A 21,872-nucleotide genomic window follows, 5' to 3' on the forward strand; every position below is an offset into this window, starting at 1 on the left:
CTGCTTTCCGTTAAAATCATACAGAAATCATTTTTTATCTTTTAAAACAAAAAGCCTGTTCTTCCCTGAAAAACGGATCTTTTCAGAATAAGGAATGATTTCCTTCCTTGTCTTTTTCGAAAGGATCACCTTCATATATTGGTTAGTCTGCGCTGTACAGACTATAGAACACAATATAAAACTAATGTCTTCAAGAAAAATTAAATAGAATTATTGACAATAAGAACGATCTCCCCTTTTAAAGTTTTACTCTTTGAGAACTCAATTAATTCATTGATTGTTCCTCTTTTAGTTTCTTCAAACTTTTTAGAAATCTCACGGCTTAAGCTTACTTTGGTTTCTTCTCCGAAGAATTCTTTAATCTGCTCCAAAGTGGTATTAATTTTATGAGGACTCTCGTAAAGAACGATGGTCTTTTTTTCTTCAGCAAGCTGCTTCAGCTTTGTTTGTCTTCCTTTTTTCTGTGGCAGAAATCCTGCAAATAAGAATTCATTATTGGGAAGTCCTGAAACCACCAGTGCCGGGATAAGCGCTGTTGCTCCCGGAAGGCAGATCATGTCAATATTATTGCCCGCTCCTGCTTTTGCCAGTAAATATCCGGGATCCGAAATACCAGGCGTTCCTGCATCAGTAATAATAGCGATATTCTGGCCGTTTTTAAGGTCTGTAATCACTTTCTCTGTTGCCTGGTGCTCATTGTGCAAATGATAAGATTTTAAAGGCTTTGATATTTCAAAATGTTTTAAAAGTACACCGGAAGTTCTGGTGTCTTCGCATAGAATATAATCAACTTCTTTCAGTACGTTTACCGCTCTGAAGGTCATATCTTCAAGGTTCCCGACGGGTGTGGGAACAAAATATAGGATTCCGCTCAAAATTATAAGAATTTATTTTCTACCAATATCCAAAGTCTCTGAGCGTATTCATCCACTTTATTCCATTTTCTTTCATAATACAGATCACTAAGATATTCTTTAGCTTCTTCCAGTGTTCTGAATTTGTTCAGCTGATATACGGTATCATTCAGATCTGTCTGGCTTCCTTCAAAAAGCATTTTTGTGAAGGCAAGTCTGTCATTAAGATCCAGCTTAAATTCTGGTTTCAGCTTATCTGCTTCCATGAATTGGGTTGGAATATTGGATTTCAGAATGCTTCCTGCGTCTTCTTTTACAACCGGAGAAGTTTTCTCTTCTTTGGAAAGCTCCAGGTGGTCGTCATCAAAAAGTGACTGAACAGCCTTCATTCCTTTGATACTGGCAAGTTTTATTTTTTTCTCCCGATGGTATTCTTCTAAATTTTCGAAGCTCTCATCAGAAGGATGTTTATCTGTTTCTTCACGAACAGGTTTATCGATTTCAACAATTTTTCTTCGGTCATAGACTTCAGCCAGAATGCTTTCTTCTTTTGTTTCTTCTGAATAATCATTTTTAATATCGCTCAGAATATTCTCCACATTGGAAGTTTCTGTAGCCATTTCTCCCTGTTCTATTGAAACATTTGAAGCGACAAACTGTTCTTCATTTTCTTCAATCAATATTTCATCATCAAGTGTTTCTGTATCAAAAATACTTGGAATGGTTTCTGTTACAGAAGATTTTGCATCGTCTGCTAAAGCAAAATCATTTTCTTTTTCAGATTCCGATTCAGTAGCTTTTTCTTCCTGTTCTTGTATTTCATTAAGCTGATTATTGAAAATACTTTCTTCCTCCGTCACTTCATGATGAAACAAGTCTTCATTGAGATCTTCATCCGAATCCGGTCTGGAATTAGCCAGAATTTTATCTTCATCTACAAAGCTCAACACAGCTCTCTGTTCCTCTGAAATTTCATTTTCATCAATTTCGTTCAGTTCATTATTGAAAGCAGCTTCTTCTTCCAGCGTTTCATTACCAAAAGACTTTTCCTGACTTTCAGAGGCGTTTCCAATCTTATTTTCTTCTACAAAACTTACGATATTTTCGTGGAATTCGTTTTCTACAATTTCATTCAGCTGATTATTGAAAACAGCTTCCTCTTCTTCAGATCCGTCTGAATAAACTTCATTTTCATCAATTTCATTCAGTTCATTATTGAAAATAGCTTCCTCTTCGGTCACTTCATTTCCGTTATCATGATGTTCTGCTTCTCCTGAAACAAAAGAGATATACTGATGATCCGGATTCTGTGCCGGATGGTCTGCTGCGAAGTATTCAATATTTTTTTCCAGCAGTTTCAAAAAAGAAATCCTGTTAGCAAGCTCATCTACAAGATCTTGCTTGGAAAGTAATTCGTCTATATTGCTTATTTTGTCCAGATTATCAATGATATTCATGGATTCAAAAAAAATCTTTTCCTTTAAATCTTGGATATTCTGCATAATAAGATTCTTATTAAAATTGCTTACTTTTGATGTTAAAAATATACGGCTAATTTAACAAATGTTTTTAGAAAATACAATTAATCATTCCAAACAAAGTGGTTGGATGGAAGTGATTTGTGGCTCTATGTTTTCCGGCAAAACCGAGGAACTGATCCGCAGATTGCGAAGAGCGGAAATGGCAGGGCAGAATGTGGAAATTTTTAAACCAAAGATGGATGTACGGTATTCTGAAGAGGATGTAGTGTCCCATAATCAGAATAAAATCCGCAGTACAGCAGTAGAAAACCCTAATGAAATTCTTCTGCTGGCTTCCAATTGTGATGTAGTAGCCATTGATGAAGCTCAGTTTTTTGATGAAAGTATTGTGGATGTGGCCAACCAGCTTGCCAATAGCGGGATCAGAGTGGTGATTGCAGGATTGGATATGGACTTTTTGGGACGGCCGTTCGGACCAATGCCTAATTTGATGGCGACTGCCGAATATGTTACAAAAGTGCATGCTATTTGTAAGAGAACAGGTAATCTGGCCAACTATTCCATGAGAACTTCCCAGGGAGATAATCTGGTAGAATTAGGAGAAACAGAAAGTTATGAAGCAGTAAGCCGCCGTGTTTTTATTGACGAAGTACTTTCAAAAAGAAAATAATAAATGGATAAAGGCAAAACAGAGAAATAAGCTGTTTGCATCAAAACATAATATTCACTTAATATAAAATGAAAAGCGGAAAAGCTTTATCGTAAAATATTAAAAAGGAAAAAACAGATGATCTCATAAATCTTTAACCTTTTACTATTTTACCTTTTTGCTCTTTCGCTGAAAATAAAGCAGAAAGGGTACCAATGAATTATACAGTACAACACATTGCAGAGATTACCAATGCACAGGTCATTGGAGACGGAAATCTATTGATCAAAAATATAGCATATGACAGCAGAATTATTTATTCTACCAGGAACACTGCTTTTATTGCGATCAATACACATAAAAATTCCGGTGAAAAATTTATCGAATCTGTAATGGACAGGGGTATCAATGTCATTATTTCTGAACATCATTATCCTGAGTTTGAAAACATAACCTGGATTATTGTTGAAAATTCCGTAGAATTTCTTCAAAAATTAGCAAAGTATCATTTCGAACATTCTCATTTACAATCCATCGGGATTACGGGAAGTAATGGTAAAACTATTTTAAAAGAATGGCTCTACCAATGTCTGTGGAATGAATTTCCTACCGTTAAAAGCCCTAAAAGTTTTAATTCTCAGATCGGTCTTCCACTTTCTCTTCTTCAGATCAACAATTCTCATCAGCTGGGAATTTTTGAAGTGGGAATTTCAAAACCTGATGAAATGGAAAAGCTTGAAAATATTTTCCATCCTCAGATCGGATTACTAACTCATATTGGAACCGCTCATGCTGCCAACTTTTATTCCGAGGAAGAATTGATTGATGAAAAAATTATTCTTTTTAAAAATTCCGAAGTCATCATTTATAATGGTGACAATTCTCTGGTTGATCTAAAAATAAAAAAATCCTATTCTGACAAAAAATTAATTGCTTACGGTTTTAAAAAAGAGAATCAGGTTTTCATCAAAAATAATATTTCTAAGGATGATAACATCATTGTTGAATATTTGGGTGAAGAAATCAGTTTTCCGGTTCATCAGAGAGACGAAGCTACATTAACCAATGCTATGGCGCTTATCTCTGTGCTTAAGGAACTGAATATCGGAAATAAAAAGATCGTTGAAAAAATCAACCTTTTAAAAGCCGTTGAAATGAGGCTTGAAGCGATTGAAGGAATTAAGGGCAATATTGTAATCAACGATTCTTTTAATCTTGACCTCGATTCTTTGAAGACTGCTCTTCAGTTTTTGAATGAATACAACAAACCTAAAAAATCATTGGTCCTAACAGACATTGTAGGAGTGAACTCCAATGCCAAAGAATTGTACGAAGAAGTTTCTGAACTGGTGAATGAGCAGCATTTTGATTCTGTATTCTTAATCGGTGATGAAATATCAAAATTTAGTGAATTATTTAAAGCTAAAACCTATACTTTTATTGATACCAAAGAGCTGATTGAAAGTAAGTACCTTACTGAAATAGAAAATCAGATTATCTTACTGAAAGGAGCCAGAAAATTTGAGATTGAAAAACTGAAAGATATTCTTGAACTCAGAAAGCATGATACGGTATTGGAAGTAAACCTTAATGCAATTCTTCACAATATCAACTATCATAAATCATTGCTGAAGCCCGGAACTAAAATGATGGCCATGGTAAAAGCCAATGCCTATGGCTTGGGAAGTTTTGAAGTATCAGAATTTCTTCAGCATCACCATATAGATTATCTTGGGGTAGCTTATGCTGATGAAGGAGTTGAACTTAGAAAGAAAGGGATCACCACTCCTATTATTGTGATGAATCCTGAACAGCACAGCTACCAGACGATTATTGAATATAACCTTGAGCCTGAAATTTACAGTTTCAGAGTATTGGAATTATTCTATGAAGCAGTTCAGAAATCCGGTTATGATAAAAAATATCCTATTCATATTAAACTGGAAACAGGAATGCACCGCCTTGGTTTTAAGGATTTTGAGCTGAATCAGTTAAGCGAAACTTTAAGAAGAAAAAATGTAAAGGTTCAAAGTATGTTCAGTCATTTATCATCTTCTGATATGCCTGAAGAAAAAGAATTCACGCTGAAACAGCTGGAGGTTTTCGAGAAAAATTCAAGCTGCCTCATTGAAAAATTAGGCTACACTCCTATCCGCCACATTCTTAATTCAGCAGGAATCACGAGCTATAAAGATCATCAGCATGATATGGTAAGAATTGGCATCGGTATGCTGGGAGAATCTGCAGATCCTGAAATTCAGAAACAATTACGATCTGTGGTAAGCTTTAAAACCGTAATTTCACAGATATCAACCGTTGAAAACGGAGAATCTGTAGGCTACAGCAGAAGGTATAAAGCAGATCATCCTACAAGAATTGCAACGATTCCTGTGGGATATGCAGACGGAATTCCAAGACTGATCGGAAACCAGGTAGGAAATGTAGGGATAAATAAAACACTGGCTCCTATCGTAGGAAATATCTGTATGGATATGATGATGATCAATGTAGACTATATTCCGAATGTAAAGGAAGGCGACACGGTAACTGTTTTCAACGCCAAACCAAGTTTAAAAGAATTCGCAGGCTACTGCAAAACGATAACCTATGAAGTATTAACCTCCATTTCACCACGGGTGAAACGGATTTATATAAAAGATTAACTATGAGAAAACTCCTGATTCTGCTTTTCATATTCCAACTGTTATTGATCCATTCTCAGGTAAAAAAAAATCTGGTAATTCCGGAGAATCCCAAAATAGGACTATCGCTTGCCGGTGGTGGTGCCAAGGGTTTTTCACATGTAGGAGTTCTTAAAGTACTGGATTCGTTAGGAGTGAAAGTGGATTATATCTCCGGGACAAGCATGGGAGCCATTGTGGGCGGATTGTATGCCGCCGGATACTCCGGAAAAGAAATAGAAAAAATAGTCATGGATACCGATTTTTATTCTCTGATTATGGATCCGAAGTCCCGGCAGGAAGCCAGCTTTTTTAACAAATCCGTAGACAAATATCTTTTATCCATTCCGCTTAAAAACGGAAAAATCACTCTTCCCTCTTCTATCAGCACCGGCCAAAGAAACGTTTATCTTCTGAAAGAACTTTTCAAAAACGTTTCCAATATTGAAGACTTTTCTAAGATGCCCATTCCATTCTTATGTGTTGCTACCAATCTTGAAAGCGGAAATATGCAGATCTTTGAGAAAGGAGATCTCGTGCAGTCTATTATGGCAAGTTCGGCATTTCCTTCTTTAATGGATCCTGTAAAAATTGGCGACAGCATTTATATTGACGGAGCAATGACGGTAAACTATCCGTCAAAGCCTTTAAAGGACAAAGGAATTGATATCGTCATTGGTGTGGACCTTAACCAGGATCTCTCGAAAAGAGAAGATTTGAACAATATTATAGCCATTCTTAACCAGGTTATTGATTTCGGAATCAAAAGAGATACCCGCAGACAATACAAATACACAGACATCAATATCAAACCCAATCTTAAAGGCATGTCTGCCACAAGCTATGATGACAAAAAGAAAATTTTAGATAGCGGATATGTGGAAGGTTTAAAATATTCCAAGATATTGGATCAGCTGCCGAAGAGACCATTTGACCGTCTCAGACAGCAGGTAAATCCAATATATTCCAACGTTTATAAAATAGACAGTATTTCCATCGAAGGAAGTAAAATTTATGGAAAGAACTATACGCTGGGAAAAATGGGATTGCGTCTCCCTTCTCTGCAGACGTATGGAAATATTAATAAAATGATCGATAAACTGGTTGCTACCAACAACTACAAATTCATCAATTATGACATCGTTCAGGAGAATAATACTAACTATCTGAAGCTTTACGTGACTGAAGATGATACCCGTCATTTTTTAAAATTTGGCCTCCATTATGACGAGGTTTTTAAAACAGGACTTCTTTTGAATTATTCTGCAAAAAGACTTTTATTCAAAAATTCAAACCTTTCTCTGGATGTTGTTGTTGGGGATCGTCTCAGATATTACCTGAATTATTTTGTAGATAACGGATACATTCCGGGAGTTGGCCTTTATTCCTCCGGAATGAGCTTCGATATAAAGAATATAGATAATTATGTAGTAGACCGCTGGGAATGGATCAGAAACGAAGCTTATATACAGTCTATTTGGAAAGATAAATTTGCCATTGGCGGCGGTATAAGCCATGATTATTTCAAAGCAGAAAACAGCAGTGGAGATAACAGGCGGTACAGCCGTTTTCTGAACCCTTATGCCTTTATTAAAACCGATACTCAGGATGATAAGGAATTTCCTACAAAAGGGGTTTATTTTGCTGCAGAAGGAAAGGTTATAGATCTTTTAAAGTCTGAAGTTGATAAAAGAATCATTCAGATCAAAGCAGACCTTAAACTCAATATTCCACTTAATAAACAATTCAGTTATCGTCTCAATCTGTTTGGAGGAATTACTATCGGTGAAAACCTTCCTCCCTACTATCAATATAGATTGGGAGGAATTTTTGAGCAGAATCTCATCAATTTTAAAAGTTTTGGAGGATTCTATTTCGCCCAGCTTTATACAAACAATGTCATACTGGCATCTAATGATATCCAGTTTAAGTTTAATAAAAACTATTTTATCAGTGGAAACTTTACCTTTGCAAATTTATCAAACGATATCAAGTTTGAAGAAGCAGTGAAAGTAAATTATAGCTCACTGGGAATAACGGCAGGTTACAAATCTCCTTTCGGACAGATCAAAGTAAACTTCAGCCACTCACTTAAAAATAACCAAAAAGGTATATTCAGTGTTATTTTAGGACACTGGTTTTAAAAAAATGATACAGTTCTTTTATGAAAACTTACCAGAGTCGGTAAGTGCAGATTACAAAAAATGGCTGGAAGATCTCATTCTTTCAGAAGGAAAAAAACCAGGAGAAATCAATTACATTTTCTGTGATGATGAATATCTTCTTAAGATCAATCAGGATTATTTGCAGCATGATTATTATACAGATATCATCACTTTTGATTATGTAAAAGGCAAGACAATAAGCGGTGAGATTTTCGTATCTTTGCAGCGCATTTCTGATAACGCCTCTAGCCTTTCCCGAGATTATGAAGAAGAATTAAGAAGGGTTTTAGCGCATGGTATTTTACACCTTGCAGGCTATAAAGACAAGACGGAAGAGGAAGAAAAAGAGATGCGGAGAATGGAAGAACTGTATCTGGATAAATACAGGGATTCAAAGTTTTAAAATTGAAGAATCACTTAAGGTCCGGCACCTAAAGTACTCTATTCTAGCAATAATATAAGTTTACCTAGAGTGCATTCTCCAAAAATGTTTCACGTGAAACATTGGTTATAAAGATAAGGTTTAAAGCTTAAAACAAGCGAGATAAAAATGATTTCAGAAATATATGATGTAATAGTGGTAGGTGCAGGACATGCAGGTTGCGAAGCCGCTGCGGCAGCAGCTAACCTCGGTTCAAAAACACTACTTGTTACAATGAATATGCAGACCATCGGGCAGATGAGCTGCAACCCGGCGATGGGCGGAATCGCAAAAGGACAGATCGTAAGAGAGATTGATGCAATGGGAGGATATTCCGGAATTGTAGCAGACAAATCTGCTATCCAATTCAAAATGCTGAATCTTTCAAAAGGTCCTGCGATGTGGTCTCCGAGAACCCAAAATGACAGAATGCTTTTTGCTGAAGAATGGCGCTTAGCATTAGAGAATACTCCCAATCTTGATTTCTTTCAGGATATGGTGAAACAACTGATTGTTGAAAATAATAAAGTAGCCGGAGTGGTTACTTCTTTAGGAATTGAGATTAAAGCAAAATCTGTAGTTCTTACCAACGGAACTTTCCTTAACGGATTAATTCACGTTGGAGATAAACAATTAGGCGGAGGAAGAATGGGTGAACCAAGAGCTTTTGGAATTACAGAACAACTGGTCACTTTAGGTTTCGAAGCAGGAAGAATGAAAACCGGTACTCCACCGAGAGTAGACGGAAGAAGTTTGGATTATTCAAAAATGGAAGAACAGAAAGGAGATGAAAATCCTCAAAAGTTCAGTTATCTTGATACTCCGAAATTGACAAAACAGCTCAGCTGTCATATTGTATATACCAACGAAACCGTACATGATATTTTAAGAGAAGGTTTTGACAGAAGTCCAATGTTCAATGGTACCATTCAAAGTTTAGGCCCAAGATACTGTCCAAGTATTGAAGATAAAATTAATCGTTTTGCAGAAAGAAACAGACACCAGCTTTTTGTAGAACCGGAAGGATGGAAAACGGTGGAGATCTATGTAAACGGATTCAGCTCTTCTCTTCCTGAGGATGTACAAATCAAAGCAATGAAACATATTCCAGGATTCGAAAATGTAAAAGTTTTCCGTCCGGGTTATGCTATTGAATACGACTACTTCCCTCCTACCCAATTAAAACATACGCTCGAAACCAAATTAATTGATAATTTATATTTCGCCGGACAGATCAATGGAACAACCGGATATGAAGAAGCAGCAGGTCAAGGATTAATTGCCGGAATCAATGCACACAATAAAGTTCATGAAAAAGGAGATTTTATCTTAAACAGAGATGAAGCTTATATTGGAGTATTGATTGACGACCTGATCACAAAGGGAACGGAAGAACCTTACAGAATGTTTACTTCACGTGCAGAATACAGACTTCTTTTAAGACAGGATAATGCTGATATCAGATTAACAGAGAAAGCATACCATTTAGGATTAGCAAAAGAAGACAGATTAAGACGAGTTGAAACCAAAATATCTGAAAGTCAATTACTTGAAGAGTTTCTTCGAGAAACTTCTTTAAAACCAGGTATTATCAACCCGGTTTTAGAATCTATTGAAAGTAGTCCTGTAGATCAGGCCTACAGAGCAGCTCAAATCCTTACAAGACCTAATATGACATTAGAAAAGCTGGACGAAATTGATTTTATTAAAGAAATTTCTACTCAATATAATGAAGAAGTAAGAGAGCAGGCAGAGATCAATATTAAATATAAAGGATATATTGAGAAAGAAAAGGAAAATGTAGCTAAACTGAATCGCCTTGAAAATATTAAAATCCCGGAAGACTTCGATTATACAAAACTAAGCAGTCTTTCTGCAGAAGCAAAACAGAAGATGACAAATGTTCGTCCGAAGACAATTGCCCAGGCAGGAAGAATAAGCGGTGTTTCTCCGGCTGATATCAATGTATTACTAGTTTATTTAGGACGTTAATAAAAAATGTTTCACGTGAAACATTAAAGACAAAAACAAAAATTAAGGTATTTAAAAGCGTAAAAAACTTCTGGATATCTTAATTTTTTATCATATTAAAGATATTTACTTCAATGAAAATAAAAGATCATTTTCTTTCACAGGAAATATTTGAAATTAAAGAGACAGAAACAAAAGGTGTATTTAAAACCACTCCTATCCCATCCAATATTTCCAGATATTATGAAAGCGAAGATTATATTTCTCATCACCAGGATTCCGGAAGTATGAAAGAAAAGCTTTATAAATTTCTTCAGTCTTTCAATCTGCAGTACAAAAAGAATATACTCGTAGACAGAATAAAAAAAGGATCAAAAGTTCTTGACTACGGATGCGGTGCCGGAGAGTTTGTAAAGTATATAGAAAATGATTTTGAAACCTACGGATTTGAACCGGATTCTGATGCAAGAAAAGCAGCAAAAGGAAAAATTACAAAGGCTTCCATCTTAGATAATATAAATAAAATTGAAGAAAAGACCTTAGATGCTATTACGCTCTGGCATGTATTTGAGCACATCGAGAATCAGGATGAAATGCTTGCTATTTTCCATGGAAAATTAAAAGAAAAAGGAATTCTTGTTATTGCTGTTCCTAACCCTACTTCTTATGATGCGAAACATTATAAAGAGTATTGGGCAGCTTATGATGTCCCAAGACATATCTATCATTTTTCAAAAAAAGGTATGGAAAACTTAATTTCTAAAAATCCTGACTGGAAAATGAGAAAGATCAAACCTTTGGTTCTTGATTCTTATTATATCTCCATGTTGAGCGAAAAATATAAAAAATCACCGCTATTTTGGATAAAAGCCATGGTTTACGGAACAATTTCTAACGCAAAGGCCTTATTTTCGAACGAATTTTCAAGTTTGATATACATTATCGAAAAAAGATAGAAAATCGATTTTTGACCCATTTATGAAGGTCAATTTTCGGCATCTTTAGCTTAAAAATCAAAAACTCAGGAGAAAAATCCTGAGTTTTCTTTTTTCCGGAATACATTTATATTTTAAATCCTACATCTATTTTGTAAAGACTTAAAAATAAAATAGAAATTTACCTTCCTTACCTATCAATAAAAAATATCTCCCCTACTCCATTTTAATAATAAAGAAAAATATAGATCATCTCCTCAGTAATTTATGTACTTAAAGCTTTTATTTAACTTTCTAACTTAGTATTCAATAAAACCATAAAAACAAGCGAAAAAAAGAAGAAATTTAGTTTTAACAAGATAAATTACCACAAAAACAGCTTCAATTTAACTTCAAAATAAAATAAGATACAAATACTCTAAAAAAGATAGAAAATCGATTTTTAAACTATTTATGAAGGTCATTTTTCGACGTTTTATTGAAAATAAAAAATTAAAGCTGAACAGGTAAATATATTTCTGGCCACAAGCAAAATTGAAAATCGAATTTCCTCTTAAAATAATTCTTCCACTATATAAAAACAAAAAAGAACTCCCCTACTCCACTTTATAATTTTTATTAAAATAATTTTTCTCTATTTAAAAAAAAAATTGATGAAAATTGATTGGTTACTATTTTTTGAGAAAATCGGAATAATAAAAATTAATAATCCTAGAGAATTCAAAACTCAATACTCAACAAAAAATTTGAAAATAGAAGGCTATAAACTTCATAGCAAATTTTTCAGTCTAAAGAAATAAAAATCAAAAACGAACTAAAATTTATCCTGGAAAAAGTTCTAAAAAAAACAAAAAGGCATTAACTTACTCATTTTATTGCACTTACGCACTTATTTCTAATATTATGGAAAATGATCATATGAAAATGATAAGGAATAAAACAGTTAACAAATTAGTTTAATCATTAATATACAATAAGATACAAGATAGTCACTTATATGTGAAATAAAAAAAATAAATTTAAATCTCCAGGATTCACAAAAATTTGTATCTCTACTTTTATAAAAGAAATTTAAAATTAAAACAAGCAAAAATACTATTTCCAGAAATCTTTCATTTTTAAATCAATCTATCATATTTTTTCCAAAAAAAGATGAATAAAGTCTTATTCCAATTAGAAGAAAAAATCACAAATCCTCCTTCCAACTTTCTAATAATTTTCATAAAATTATATCAATTTCTCTTTCTATATTTTTCGAAATACAAGGTATAATTTATAGAAGAAACACCTCTCTTTATATCAATAGTATTGCAAAAATCATGGTCATTTACCAAATCAAAATGAGAATAAAAACAGAAATAAAGTCTCCTATATACATAAATTTTACAAGAATATTGTGATCATAAAATTCCTGAAAAACATAAGTCACTGAAAGAGAATTCAACCTATCTATATATAACTACAAGTTATATCTAAAATAGTATTAAAACACCGATCAATAAAGGATTTTAATTAAATCTAAGAAATAAAAAAAGCCTGCTAATATAATTAGCAGGCTTTAAAATATATTATATTTCCTATTAATTATTGATGGCAGCTACCCCTGGTAATTCAAGTCCTTCAAGACTTTCAAGCATTGCTCCCCCACCGGTAGAAACATAACTAACCTGATCAGCATATCCGAATTGCTTCACGAAAGCAACACTGTCACCGCCTCCCACTAAAGAAAAAGCTCCCAATCTTGTTGCTTCTGCGATACTCTCTCCTAATGCAACTGTTCCAGCAGCAAAATTTGACATTTCAAAAACTCCAATCGGGCCATTCCAAAGAATTGTGCGTGAATTCAGCAATACATCATTAAACTGATCTCTTGATTTAAGACCAGCATCAAGTCCCATCCATCCTTCAGGAATAGCATAAATATCAGCTTCTTTTATTTCTACATCATTACTAAAGCTTTCAGCGATGATAGCATCAGACGGAAGATATACTTTTACTTTATGTTCTTTGGCCTTTCCTAAGATCTCAAGGGCCAAAGGAAGTTTATCTTCTTCTACAAGAGAAGTACCGATTTTTCCTCCAAGAGCCTTAATAAAGGTAAATGCCATACCTCCGCCAATGATCAGATTATCTACTGCAGGAAGAATATTTTCTATAATGGTAATTTTAGTTGAAACTTTAGAACCTCCCAGAATAGCTGTAACAGGTTTTTCACCACTTTTTAAAACCTTATCGATAGCCTGAAGCTCCTTAGCCATTAGTAAACCGAAATATTTAGTTGATGGGAAATACTGAGCTATTACTGCTGTGGAAGCATGAGCTCTGTGCGCTGTACCAAACGCATCATTTACATAAGCATCTCCTAATTTAGCAAGCTTCTCAGCAAATGCAGCATCTCCTTTTTCCTCTTCATTATGAAAACGTACATTTTCCAATAGTAAGATCTCCCCTGGTTTCAAATCTGCAGCTGCCTGCTCTGCTTTTTCTCCGATACATTCGTCTACAAACTTTACTTCCTGTCCTAAAACAGAAGAAACTTCACCTACAATATGTTGAAGGGAAAATTCATCCTTAACCTCTCCTTTTGGTCTTCCAAGGTGTGTAATCAAGATGACAGAACCACCATCATTAAGAATCTTTTCCACTGTAGGTTTCACAGCAACAATTCTTGTGTTGTCTGTCACTTTCAGTTGATCATCCTGCGGAACATTGAAGTCCACTCTTACCAGAGCCTTCTTATCTTTAAAATTAAGATCATTGATTGTTTTCATAAATAGATTTATTTTTTACTTAGCCTTATGAGACTGTTCTGCAGAAATCCGTTTTAGTTTTTGTAAAAATCTCGCAGGAACAATTTCATAAACCTCATTGAATTTTTGTTTCACAAATGTAAGGTTTTAAACTTTTTCAACAGTTTGATTAAAATAAAAGTTTTCAAAAACTTTCCCCGAACCCAATCACCCATTAATCAACAATTCTTTCTCTTATAAAAAAAAGAATGATGTAGTTGTTGTTGAGTATTGTTAGTTTCGGGGATAAGTTTTAGGCTAAAAATTGATAACATTCAACTTTTATTCAACTCATATTTAACTCACATTATAAAACTCTGTAAACCTGCAATTTCAAATACTTATTAACAAATGTTGATAACTTTGAAACAAAGCCATTATTAGTTATTTTATTATGGAAAAATCTGGGGATAGCTGAAGAAAACATCTGGAAAGTTGTGGGAAAAGTTTGAGGAAAGATTTTCTATTACGAAATAAATTCATCTTTAAAAATAGAAAGTTGAGAAAAGTTTTCCACAGTTATTCACATACCTTTTCACAATTAACTCAGGGTTTACTAACACGAATTGTTATTATTCTTACCTTTGTAAGGAAATAGAATCTAATAAAGCTTAATAAGAGTATTATGAAAAGAAAAATTGCTATTGCAGCGGACCATGCAGGCTATGAATATAAGGAGATTGTTAAGAACTATCTTTCAGAACGTTTTGAAGTACAGGATTTTGGAACGTTTTCCACAAACAGTGTGGATTATCCGGACTTTGTACACCCTGCTGCAACCTCTGTGGAAAACGGAGAAAATGAGCTTGGAATTCTGATCTGCGGAAGCGGAAACGGAGTTCAGATCACTGCAAACAAACACCAGAAAATTAGATGCGCTTTGTGCTGGATGCCGGAGATTGCAACACTGGCAAGACAGCATAATGATGCCAACATGATTTCAATGCCGGCAAGATTTATATCTAAAGAGCTGGCGCTTGAAATTGTAGATAAATTTCTTTCAACAGACTTCGAAGGTGGAAGACACCAGAACAGAGTTGATAAAATTGCAGTTTGCTAAATACTATAATAAGGCTTGTAAATTACTTTGCAAGCCTTATTTATTTTTTATTCGTACATTTGCAGTGTCCAATAGAAATTACACTCTATTATTCCCCAAAGCCTTTCTTATATTTGAAATATATTTAATAGAAGGTTTTTCTCTTTTCTTCTCCAGAATTGTATTAAATTTATACAAAACTAAAGCTCCCGTTGTAAGCAAACTGAAAGATAATTTCTGATGATTTACGGAAAGATTCTAATGATGAAATTGAATGACCTTATAGAAAGGAACGGATAAGGAAAATTTAGAAAAAGGTCTTACCTGGGATAAGACTAAATTAATTAAAAGAAAATTAAAATGCCAAAAAAAAGAAAATATATAAGTCATAAAAATGATTTAAAAATGATGGAGATCGGAAGAATGATCCTCCGTTTTATGAATGCAAATTCATCCAAAATTTATAATTATAAGCAGATCGCTGATGGAATAGATTACAAAAATCCAAGACAAAGAGAACTTGTAATCCAGGCACTGCATAAACTTCAGGGATCTGAAAAGATCAAAGAAGTAGAAAAAGGAAAATATATAGTGAACCTGAAAATTGCAGGAACGCTTACCGGAATAATAGATTTCAACCAAAGCGGAAATGCATATGTAAATGTGGAAGGACTGGAAGATGATGTCTTCGTTCATTCCAAAAATGTAAAGGATGCCCTGCAGGGAGATAAGGTTCTTATTATAACTTATCATTATAAAGGAAAGAAACTGGAAGGTTCCGTTCTGGAAGTTTTGGAACGAAACAGAACAGAGTTTGTAGGAACCTTTCAGAAGGTTGCCCACAAAGATTTTGGGTTCGTAGTTTGTGATAAAAAATCAATCAACACAGATATCTTTATTCCGAAAGGAAAATTCAGCACTGCAGAAGATGGAGATAAGGTAATTGTAAAAATGACAGAATGGAGACCCGGGGATAAAAATCCGGAAGGTGAAATTATTCAGGTATTGGGTGCTCCGGGAGAACACGAAACGGAAATCCACTCTATTCTCGCAGAATATGGCCTCCCTTATGAATTTCCATCGGAAGTAGAAGCTGATGCAGATAAAATTGACAGAAGCATCACAGATGAAGAGGTGGCAAAACGTTGGGATATGCGTAATATCTGTACATTTACCATTGACCCTAAGGATGCAAAAGACTTTGATGATGCTTTATCCATCAGAAAACTGGAAAACGGAAACTGGGAAATCGGAGTTCATATTGCAGACGTATCTCATTATGTAGTGCCGGGAACTATTCTTGATGATGAAGCCTATCAGAGAGCTACTTCAGTATATCTGGTTGACAGGGTTGTGCCGATGCTTCCGGAAGTGTTGAGTAATGATGTTTGCTCCCTTCGTCCACACGAAGATAAATATACTTTTTCAGCTGTTTTTGAATTGAATGACAATGCTGAAATTCAGAAACAGTGGTTTGGAAGAACCGTTATCCATTCAGACAGAAGATTTACTTATGAGGAAGCACAGGAACGTATTGAAACCGGACAGGGAGATTTGGCGGAAGAAATCAATACGCTTGATAAGCTGGCGAAAATAATGCGTAATGATCGTATCAGAAAAGGAGCGATTACTTTTGACAGAAGTGAAGTAAGATTTAATCTTGATGAAAATAACGAACCGATTGGTGTGTACTTTAAAATCAGTAAAGATTCCAATCACCTGATCGAGGAATTCATGCTTTTAGCCAATAAAAAAGTATCAGAATTTGTATCGCTTTCAAGAAAAGGTGAGATCACCAACAATACATTTATTTATAGGGTTCACGATGATCCGGATCCTGCAAAACTGGAATCTTTGAGAGACTTCGTTGCTACTTTCGGATATAAAATGGATTTGGCCAATACCAAAAAGGTTGCCGCATCTTTGAATAAACTTCTTCATGATGTGAAAGGAAAAGGGGAAGAAAATATGATTGAAACTCTTGCGATGAGAAGTATGAGCAAAGCAGTATATTCCACAGAACCCATTGGCCACTATGGTCTTGGTTTTGAATACTACAGCCACTTTACCTCTCCTATCCGCCGTTACCCGGATTTATTGGCTCACCGTCTTCTTCAGCATTATCTGGATGGAGGAAAATCTCCAAACAGAGGTGAGCTTGAAGACAAAGCAAAACACTGCAGCGCCATGGAAAGACTGGCAGCAGATGCGGAAAGAGACTCCATCAAATTCATGCAGGTGAAATTCATGGAAAAGCATCTGGGAGAAACTTTCAGAGGTGTAATTTCCGGAGTGGCAGAATTTGGTTTCTGGGTTGAGATTCCTGAAAACGGAGCGGAAGGATTGATCAAGTTGAGAGACCTTGTAGATGATTCCTATATGTATGATGCAAAAACCCATGCCGTATACGGAATAAGACATGGAAATAAATATCAGCTTGGAGATGAAGTTCAGATCAAAGTGGTAAAAGCCAATCTGATTCAGAAACAGCTTGACTTCCAGATCGTGAAGTAATGACGAGAATAGATAAATACATTGTATTTAGTATTTTAAACGCAATATTATTGGTAACAGTAATTTTAATACTGTTATCAATTTTTATCTTTTTGTATTGGTTCTGATTGTTCTTGTTATATTATGTAATATTCTAATTAAAAGAAATATTATCAATATCAATAAGCAAGGAAGAAAATATTTTTTTGGAGTCACTTTTCCATTGATAATAAATGGATTCTTTCTTATCAATTACGTTACAGGAATGAATCCTACCAAAGAAACATATTGTTTCAGAAACATGGTTTCAGAGGTTGGAAGCGTACACAGCCATCAGAAAGGAAAGACAACTTACGTTTATTTGAGTGGAAACGCCTACGAATATTCTTACATGACCAGAAGTTTTTGGATTGATTATAAAAGAATGCTTTTTAAAAATCAGGTTATTTATACCTTTGAAAGGGGTATTTGTGGTCTTAAAATCAGAAAAGATTTCGAATTTGTTCTCAATGAAAACTGTTTGGAAAAATAAAAAAAATTGCTGAACATATTCAGTAAAATTATCATATAAAGGAGGTTGTTTCTAAGCGGAATGACCTCTTTATTTTTTTAGCAAAAAACGTATAATAAACGCTCCTCTCCTATTTCTTAAAAAAATTACATTAAACTCTGATTAAAATCCACTTGATATATCACAACTTTATTGAATAATTAAATCATAAAGTATAACTTTGTATTAAACGAAATGAATTTATTTTCATTTTAAAACACCACTTAATGCTAGAACTTGTACTATCTGCCATCATATTAGGATTTATGCTGAGCCTGGTTTTCATAGGACCTATATTTTTCCTGTTAATTGAAACCAGCTTTTCCAGAGGCCCCAGACATGCCCTGTCATTAGATCTTGGTGTCATTACAGCAGATTTATTATGCATTGTAGCGGCGTATTATGCCAGTACAGATATTGTAACATTAATAGATAAGCATCCGGGGTTTTACAGAATTACTTCCATTCTTATTTTTATCTATGGGATTGTGATGCTGGTTACCAAAACCAAGATGCATCTGCCCGGTGAAGAAAGGATTATCGGCCAGAATTATATTAAAACATTTTTCAATGGTTTTTTCTTTAATCTTCTCAATGTTGGAGTCATCCTTTTCTGGCTGGTAACGGTAATTTCCGTAAGGAATCAATATCCGGACACCAGCAGTTTTATTTTATACATCAGCATAGTACTGGCTACTTACCTGTCTATAGATCTTGCCAAGATATTTCTCGCCAAGCAGTTTCACGATAAATTAACACAAAAACTGGCCAACCAGATCAGAAGAGTTGTTGGCTGTATTCTTATTATCTTCAGTTTCTTTATTTTCCTGCAGAGTTTTAAAAAGTTCAATCAATTTGAAAAACAGCTGGAGGAAGCAGAAAAGAAAGAAGTAAAATATCAAAAAGCAAAATGAAAAAAATGATCTTTCCAAAGTCTCTTAAAAAAGGAGATAAAATAGCTGTTATTTCCCCTGCCGGAGCGGTAGATGTCCCTCAATTGGAAAAAGGAATAGAAATGATTAGAAGCAGAGGTTTTGAACCTGTTCCCGGGGAACATCTCTACACTAAATTTTCAAACGGATATAATTATGCCGGAACAGAAAAGGAAAGAGCAAAAGATATCAACTGGGCTTTTAATGATACGGAAATAAAAGCGGTATGGGCTTCCAGAGGAGGTTATGGATGCCAGCATCTTCTTCAGCATCTGAAGCTGAAAAAGTTTATGGAAAACCCGAAATGGTATATTGGATATTCCGATAATACAGTCATACAAAGTTATCTGTTGAAAAAAGGTTTTGTTTCCATCCATGGACAAACCATCAAGACATCCAGTTTTGGTGTGACAGATGAAAGCTATGATCTGATCTTTGATATCCTTAAAGGCAAAAAGCCTAAATACGGCCTAAAATCTCACCCTTTGAACAAAAAAGGGAATATCCAGGGAGAATTGGTTGGAGGGAATTTAGCCCTTATCTACGCTCTTCTGGGAACAAAATATTCATTCGAATTTAAAGACAAGATTCTGTTTATTGAAGATATCGGAGAAAACTTCTATGCACTGGACCGTATGATCATGAGTCTGGAGCTTGCCGGGGTCTTCAGTAAGATCAAAGGACTTATTGTGGGTGGAATGACCAATATGGGAGATGAAAAGGAAAATAAAAGTTATGAAGAAAGCTTTGATGAATTTGCTTACAAACTGATCTCAGACAGAATTTCGAAGTATAAATTCCCCGTTGCATTTGCTTTTCCTAATGGGCACATTAAGGACAACAGACCACTTTTAATCGGAGCCAATGTGAAAATGAATGTGGACAGCAGTGTTAAGATTGATTTTTAAAATACCACTACTCCCCCAACTCTAAAACTTACAGTATGGCCCATCATAATGATTTTGGAAAAATAGCAGAGAATCTTGCTGCTGATTATCTTCAGAAAAACGGCTATACAATTAAGGCCAGAAACTTTCGCTTTAAGCAGAACGAAATTGATATTATTGCTGAAAAAGATAATCTGATTATTATCGTGGAAGTGAAAGCAAGATCTACCGATATCTTCCTCCTTCCTCAGGAAGCTGTAACCAAAACAAAGATAAAATCTATTGTTTCCGCAGCTAATCATTATCTGGAAGAATTTAATAAAGATCAGGAAGCCCGATTTGATATTATTTCCGTTCTTCCTGATGATAATAAAAACTTAATAGTTAACCATATCAAAGATGCTTTTCAGGCCTTTGATGCGAACTAATAAATCAATACAACAATGTTTGAATGTATCAGGATCATGACATTGACAGTGTACAGCATTCGGACATTTAATAACCAATTTTATGAAGACAATATTGATCACCGGAGCAACTTCCGGTATAGGTAAAGCCACTGCAGAGCTTCTTGCAAAACAAGGAAACAGAATCATTATTTGTGGAAGAAGAAGTGAGGTGCTGGAATCTGTGAAAACAGAACTTTCTGATTATACCGAAATATTTAGTTTGAAATTTGACGTAAGGAATCTTGAAGAAGTAGAAGCAGCCATTAATTCCCTTCCTGAAAACTGGAAAGAGATTGATGTTCTGATTAATAACGCAGGGAATGCCCACGGGTTAGATCCTCTTTCTGCTGGTAAGACAGATGACTGGGATTCTATGATCGACGGAAATGTAAAGGGATTGCTCTATGTTTCTAAAATGATCATTCCGATTATGAAAACTAAAAATTTAGGTCATATAGTAAACATCAGTTCTGTAGCAGCAAGACAAACCTATGCGAATGGAGTAGTGTACTGTGCAACGAAGAAAGCAGTAGATGTTATTTCGGAAGGAATGAGGTTGGAGCTCACCGAATTTGGAATCAAAGTAACCAATATCCAGCCGGGAGCTGTAGAAACGGATTTCTCTCTGGTGAGATTCAAAGGAGACAGTGAAAAAGCTTCAACAGTGTACGCAGGCTATGATGCCCTGAAAGCGGAAGATATTGCTGATGCCATTGCTTACTGTGTAAATGCACCGAAACACGTTACTGTTTCTGATATGACCATCTATCCAAGTGCTCAGGCTGAGCCAAGAACGATTTATAGAAAATAGTCCAAAATAATGGAGTAAATTTGCAGAGTATTAAAAGCAATTCTGCTCTTGCAATGTTGCTGTTTAGCTTAAAACAAAAAAATGAAAATTCTATATCTTGAAACATCATCTAAGAACTGTTCAGTAGCAGTATCAGACAATGAAAAGCTTATATGCCTTTGTGAAGAAGTTTCTGAAAACTATAAACAGTCCGAAAGCTTACACACCTATGTGGAGTGGGCGTTGGAAGGAGCGGGAATTTCACTTAAAGATATCGAGGCAGTTTCTTTAGGAAAAGGTCCCGGATCTTATACCGGTTTAAGAATTGGTGCTGCCTCTGCGAAAGGCTTTTGTTATGGACTCAGAGTTCCTTTGATTGCAGTGAATTCTCTTGAAAGCATGGTAGAGCCTTTTTTAGGCGATAACTACGACTTTGTTATACCTTTGATCGATGCAAGGAGAATGGAGGTGTATACGGCTGTTTATGATGGTGGGACAGGGAAGGAGTTATCTGATACGGAAGCTAAGATTTTAGACGAAACTTCTTTTGAAGAATTTAAAGATAAAAAAGTTCTGTTTGCAGGGGATGGTGCTAAAAAGGCAAAAGATATTCTGAATCTCCCTGATGCCGTTTTTAAAGAAGATGTTTATCCTTCTGCACAATATCTCATCAGAAAGACACTGGAAAAAATAGAAAACAAAGAATTTGAGGATATGGCCTATTTTGAGCCTTTTTATCTCAAAGATTTTCATGGAGTAAAGAAAAAGAAAAGCGAAGAGTAAATC

At 34.9% G+C, this 21,872-nt stretch carries 16 protein-coding genes and 1 pseudogene; 14 read left to right on the forward strand and 3 right to left on the reverse strand.

The annotated features are described in order from the left end of the window. Positions 1-200: 200 nt before the first annotated feature. Together rsmI and C8D70_RS11590 are read right to left on the reverse strand one after the other, a co-directional pair. Complete coding sequence (gene rsmI, locus C8D70_RS11585; RefSeq protein WP_110367417.1) at positions 201-875, reverse strand: 16S rRNA (cytidine(1402)-2'-O)-methyltransferase; 675 nt, start codon at positions 873-875, stop codon at positions 201-203. A gap of 2 nt (positions 876-877) precedes the next feature. Beyond that, positions 878-2,356, reverse strand: coding sequence for a hypothetical protein (locus C8D70_RS11590; protein WP_110367418.1), 1,479 nt, complete (start codon positions 2,354-2,356; stop codon positions 878-880). 61 nt (positions 2,357-2,417) lie between these two features. On the opposite strand from C8D70_RS11590, the gene C8D70_RS11595 reads away from it, so the two are divergent. The 6 genes from C8D70_RS11595 to C8D70_RS11620 all read left to right on the forward strand — a co-directional run bounded on the left by C8D70_RS11595 (position 2,418) and on the right by C8D70_RS11620 (position 11,178). Next, complete coding sequence (locus tag C8D70_RS11595; RefSeq protein WP_062672824.1) at positions 2,418-3,005, forward strand: thymidine kinase; 588 nt, start codon at positions 2,418-2,420, stop codon at positions 3,003-3,005. Positions 3,006-3,199: 194 nt separating this feature from the next. Next, positions 3,200-5,647, forward strand: a complete 2,448-nt coding sequence (locus tag C8D70_RS11600) for a bifunctional UDP-N-acetylmuramoyl-tripeptide:D-alanyl-D-alanine ligase/alanine racemase (protein WP_110367419.1) — start codon at positions 3,200-3,202, stop codon at positions 5,645-5,647. A 2-nt stretch (positions 5,648-5,649) separates the two neighbouring features. Then, positions 5,650-7,809: a patatin-like phospholipase family protein gene (locus C8D70_RS11605; RefSeq protein WP_110367420.1), complete on the forward strand. Its 2,160-nt coding sequence runs from the start codon at positions 5,650-5,652 to the stop codon at positions 7,807-7,809. Positions 7,810-7,813: 4 nt separating this feature from the next. Continuing rightward, complete coding sequence (gene ybeY, locus C8D70_RS11610) at positions 7,814-8,233, forward strand: rRNA maturation RNase YbeY (RefSeq protein ID WP_110367421.1); 420 nt, start codon at positions 7,814-7,816, stop codon at positions 8,231-8,233. Positions 8,234-8,380: 147 nt separating this feature from the next. Beyond that, positions 8,381-10,243, forward strand: coding sequence for a tRNA uridine-5-carboxymethylaminomethyl(34) synthesis enzyme MnmG (gene mnmG / locus C8D70_RS11615; protein WP_110367422.1), 1,863 nt, complete (start codon positions 8,381-8,383; stop codon positions 10,241-10,243). A 113-nt stretch (positions 10,244-10,356) separates the two neighbouring features. Then, entirely contained in the window at positions 10,357-11,178 is an 822-nt protein-coding gene (locus C8D70_RS11620) for a class I SAM-dependent methyltransferase (RefSeq protein ID WP_076595176.1), read from the forward strand. 1,559 nt (positions 11,179-12,737) lie between these two features. Here C8D70_RS11620 and C8D70_RS11625 read toward each other — a convergent pair. Beyond that, the gene (locus C8D70_RS11625) at positions 12,738-13,928 is read right to left on the reverse strand and encodes a phosphoglycerate kinase (protein WP_076595177.1); all 1,191 of its coding nucleotides are present in this window, start codon (positions 13,926-13,928) and stop codon (positions 12,738-12,740) included. Between the two features lie 643 nt (positions 13,929-14,571). Between C8D70_RS11625 and rpiB the strand changes: the two genes are divergently transcribed. From rpiB to tsaB, 8 genes and pseudogenes are all read left to right on the forward strand, one after another. Continuing rightward, positions 14,572-15,006 (forward strand): ribose 5-phosphate isomerase B, encoded by a 435-nt coding sequence (rpiB, locus tag C8D70_RS11630; protein ID WP_034694035.1) that lies wholly within the window; start codon positions 14,572-14,574, stop codon positions 15,004-15,006. Between the two features lie 339 nt (positions 15,007-15,345). Further along, positions 15,346-17,499 carry a ribonuclease R gene (gene rnr, locus C8D70_RS11635; RefSeq protein ID WP_110367423.1) on the forward strand — a complete coding sequence of 718 codons (2,154 nt, stop codon included), beginning with the start codon at positions 15,346-15,348 and terminating at the stop codon, positions 17,497-17,499. A gap of 244 nt (positions 17,500-17,743) precedes the next feature. Next, complete coding sequence (locus C8D70_RS20665) at positions 17,744-18,010, forward strand: hypothetical protein (protein ID WP_146212883.1); 267 nt, start codon at positions 17,744-17,746, stop codon at positions 18,008-18,010. Between the two features lie 245 nt (positions 18,011-18,255). Next, positions 18,256-18,942: a LysE family translocator gene (locus tag C8D70_RS11645; protein ID WP_076595182.1), complete on the forward strand. Its 687-nt coding sequence runs from the start codon at positions 18,256-18,258 to the stop codon at positions 18,940-18,942. After that, complete coding sequence (locus C8D70_RS11650; protein WP_110367425.1) at positions 18,939-19,868, forward strand: LD-carboxypeptidase; 930 nt, start codon at positions 18,939-18,941, stop codon at positions 19,866-19,868. The genes C8D70_RS11645 and C8D70_RS11650 overlap by 4 nt, the downstream gene beginning before the upstream one ends. Positions 19,869-19,897: 29 nt before the next feature. Continuing rightward, positions 19,898-20,275, forward strand: a pseudogene (locus tag C8D70_RS11655) (YraN family protein); the annotation flags it as partial. A gap of 82 nt (positions 20,276-20,357) precedes the next feature. Then, positions 20,358-21,107 (forward strand): SDR family NAD(P)-dependent oxidoreductase, encoded by a 750-nt coding sequence (locus C8D70_RS11660; protein ID WP_110367427.1) that lies wholly within the window; start codon positions 20,358-20,360, stop codon positions 21,105-21,107. 81 nt (positions 21,108-21,188) lie between these two features. After that, positions 21,189-21,869, forward strand: a complete 681-nt coding sequence (gene tsaB / locus C8D70_RS11665; RefSeq protein WP_110367428.1) for a tRNA (adenosine(37)-N6)-threonylcarbamoyltransferase complex dimerization subunit type 1 TsaB — start codon at positions 21,189-21,191, stop codon at positions 21,867-21,869. Positions 21,870-21,872 lie beyond the last annotated feature (3 nt).

It is taken from the genome of Chryseobacterium sp. CBTAP 102, assembly GCF_003201365.1.
GTDB lineage: Bacteria > Bacteroidota > Bacteroidia > Flavobacteriales > Weeksellaceae > Chryseobacterium > Chryseobacterium candidae.

What these genes read in the sequence shown, in the direction of transcription:
- C8D70_RS11625 (WP_076595177.1), bottom strand. Translation starts at nt 13,928, where the DNA reads ATGAAAACAATCAATGATCTTAATTTTAAAGATAAGAAGGCTCTGGTA.
- C8D70_RS11620 (WP_076595176.1), top strand. Translation starts at nt 10,357, where the DNA reads ATGAAAATAAAAGATCATTTTCTTTCACAGGAAATATTTGAAATTAAA.
- C8D70_RS11595 (WP_062672824.1), top strand. Translation starts at nt 2,418, where the DNA reads ATGTTTTTAGAAAATACAATTAATCATTCCAAACAAAGTGGTTGGATG.
- C8D70_RS11605 (WP_110367420.1), top strand. Translation starts at nt 5,650, where the DNA reads ATGAGAAAACTCCTGATTCTGCTTTTCATATTCCAACTGTTATTGATC.
- tsaB (WP_110367428.1), top strand. Translation starts at nt 21,189, where the DNA reads ATGAAAATTCTATATCTTGAAACATCATCTAAGAACTGTTCAGTAGCA.
- C8D70_RS11660 (WP_110367427.1), top strand. Translation starts at nt 20,358, where the DNA reads ATGAAGACAATATTGATCACCGGAGCAACTTCCGGTATAGGTAAAGCC.
- rnr (WP_110367423.1), top strand. Translation starts at nt 15,346, where the DNA reads ATGCCAAAAAAAAGAAAATATATAAGTCATAAAAATGATTTAAAAATG.
- C8D70_RS11645 (WP_076595182.1), top strand. Translation starts at nt 18,256, where the DNA reads ATGCTAGAACTTGTACTATCTGCCATCATATTAGGATTTATGCTGAGC.
- C8D70_RS11590 (WP_110367418.1), bottom strand. Translation starts at nt 2,356, where the DNA reads ATGCAGAATATCCAAGATTTAAAGGAAAAGATTTTTTTTGAATCCATG.
- mnmG (WP_110367422.1), top strand. Translation starts at nt 8,381, where the DNA reads ATGATTTCAGAAATATATGATGTAATAGTGGTAGGTGCAGGACATGCA.
- rpiB (WP_034694035.1), top strand. Translation starts at nt 14,572, where the DNA reads ATGAAAAGAAAAATTGCTATTGCAGCGGACCATGCAGGCTATGAATAT.
- C8D70_RS20665 (WP_146212883.1), top strand. Translation starts at nt 17,744, where the DNA reads ATGAATCCTACCAAAGAAACATATTGTTTCAGAAACATGGTTTCAGAG.
- C8D70_RS11600 (WP_110367419.1), top strand. Translation starts at nt 3,200, where the DNA reads ATGAATTATACAGTACAACACATTGCAGAGATTACCAATGCACAGGTC.
- C8D70_RS11650 (WP_110367425.1), top strand. Translation starts at nt 18,939, where the DNA reads ATGAAAAAAATGATCTTTCCAAAGTCTCTTAAAAAAGGAGATAAAATA.
- ybeY (WP_110367421.1), top strand. Translation starts at nt 7,814, where the DNA reads ATGATACAGTTCTTTTATGAAAACTTACCAGAGTCGGTAAGTGCAGAT.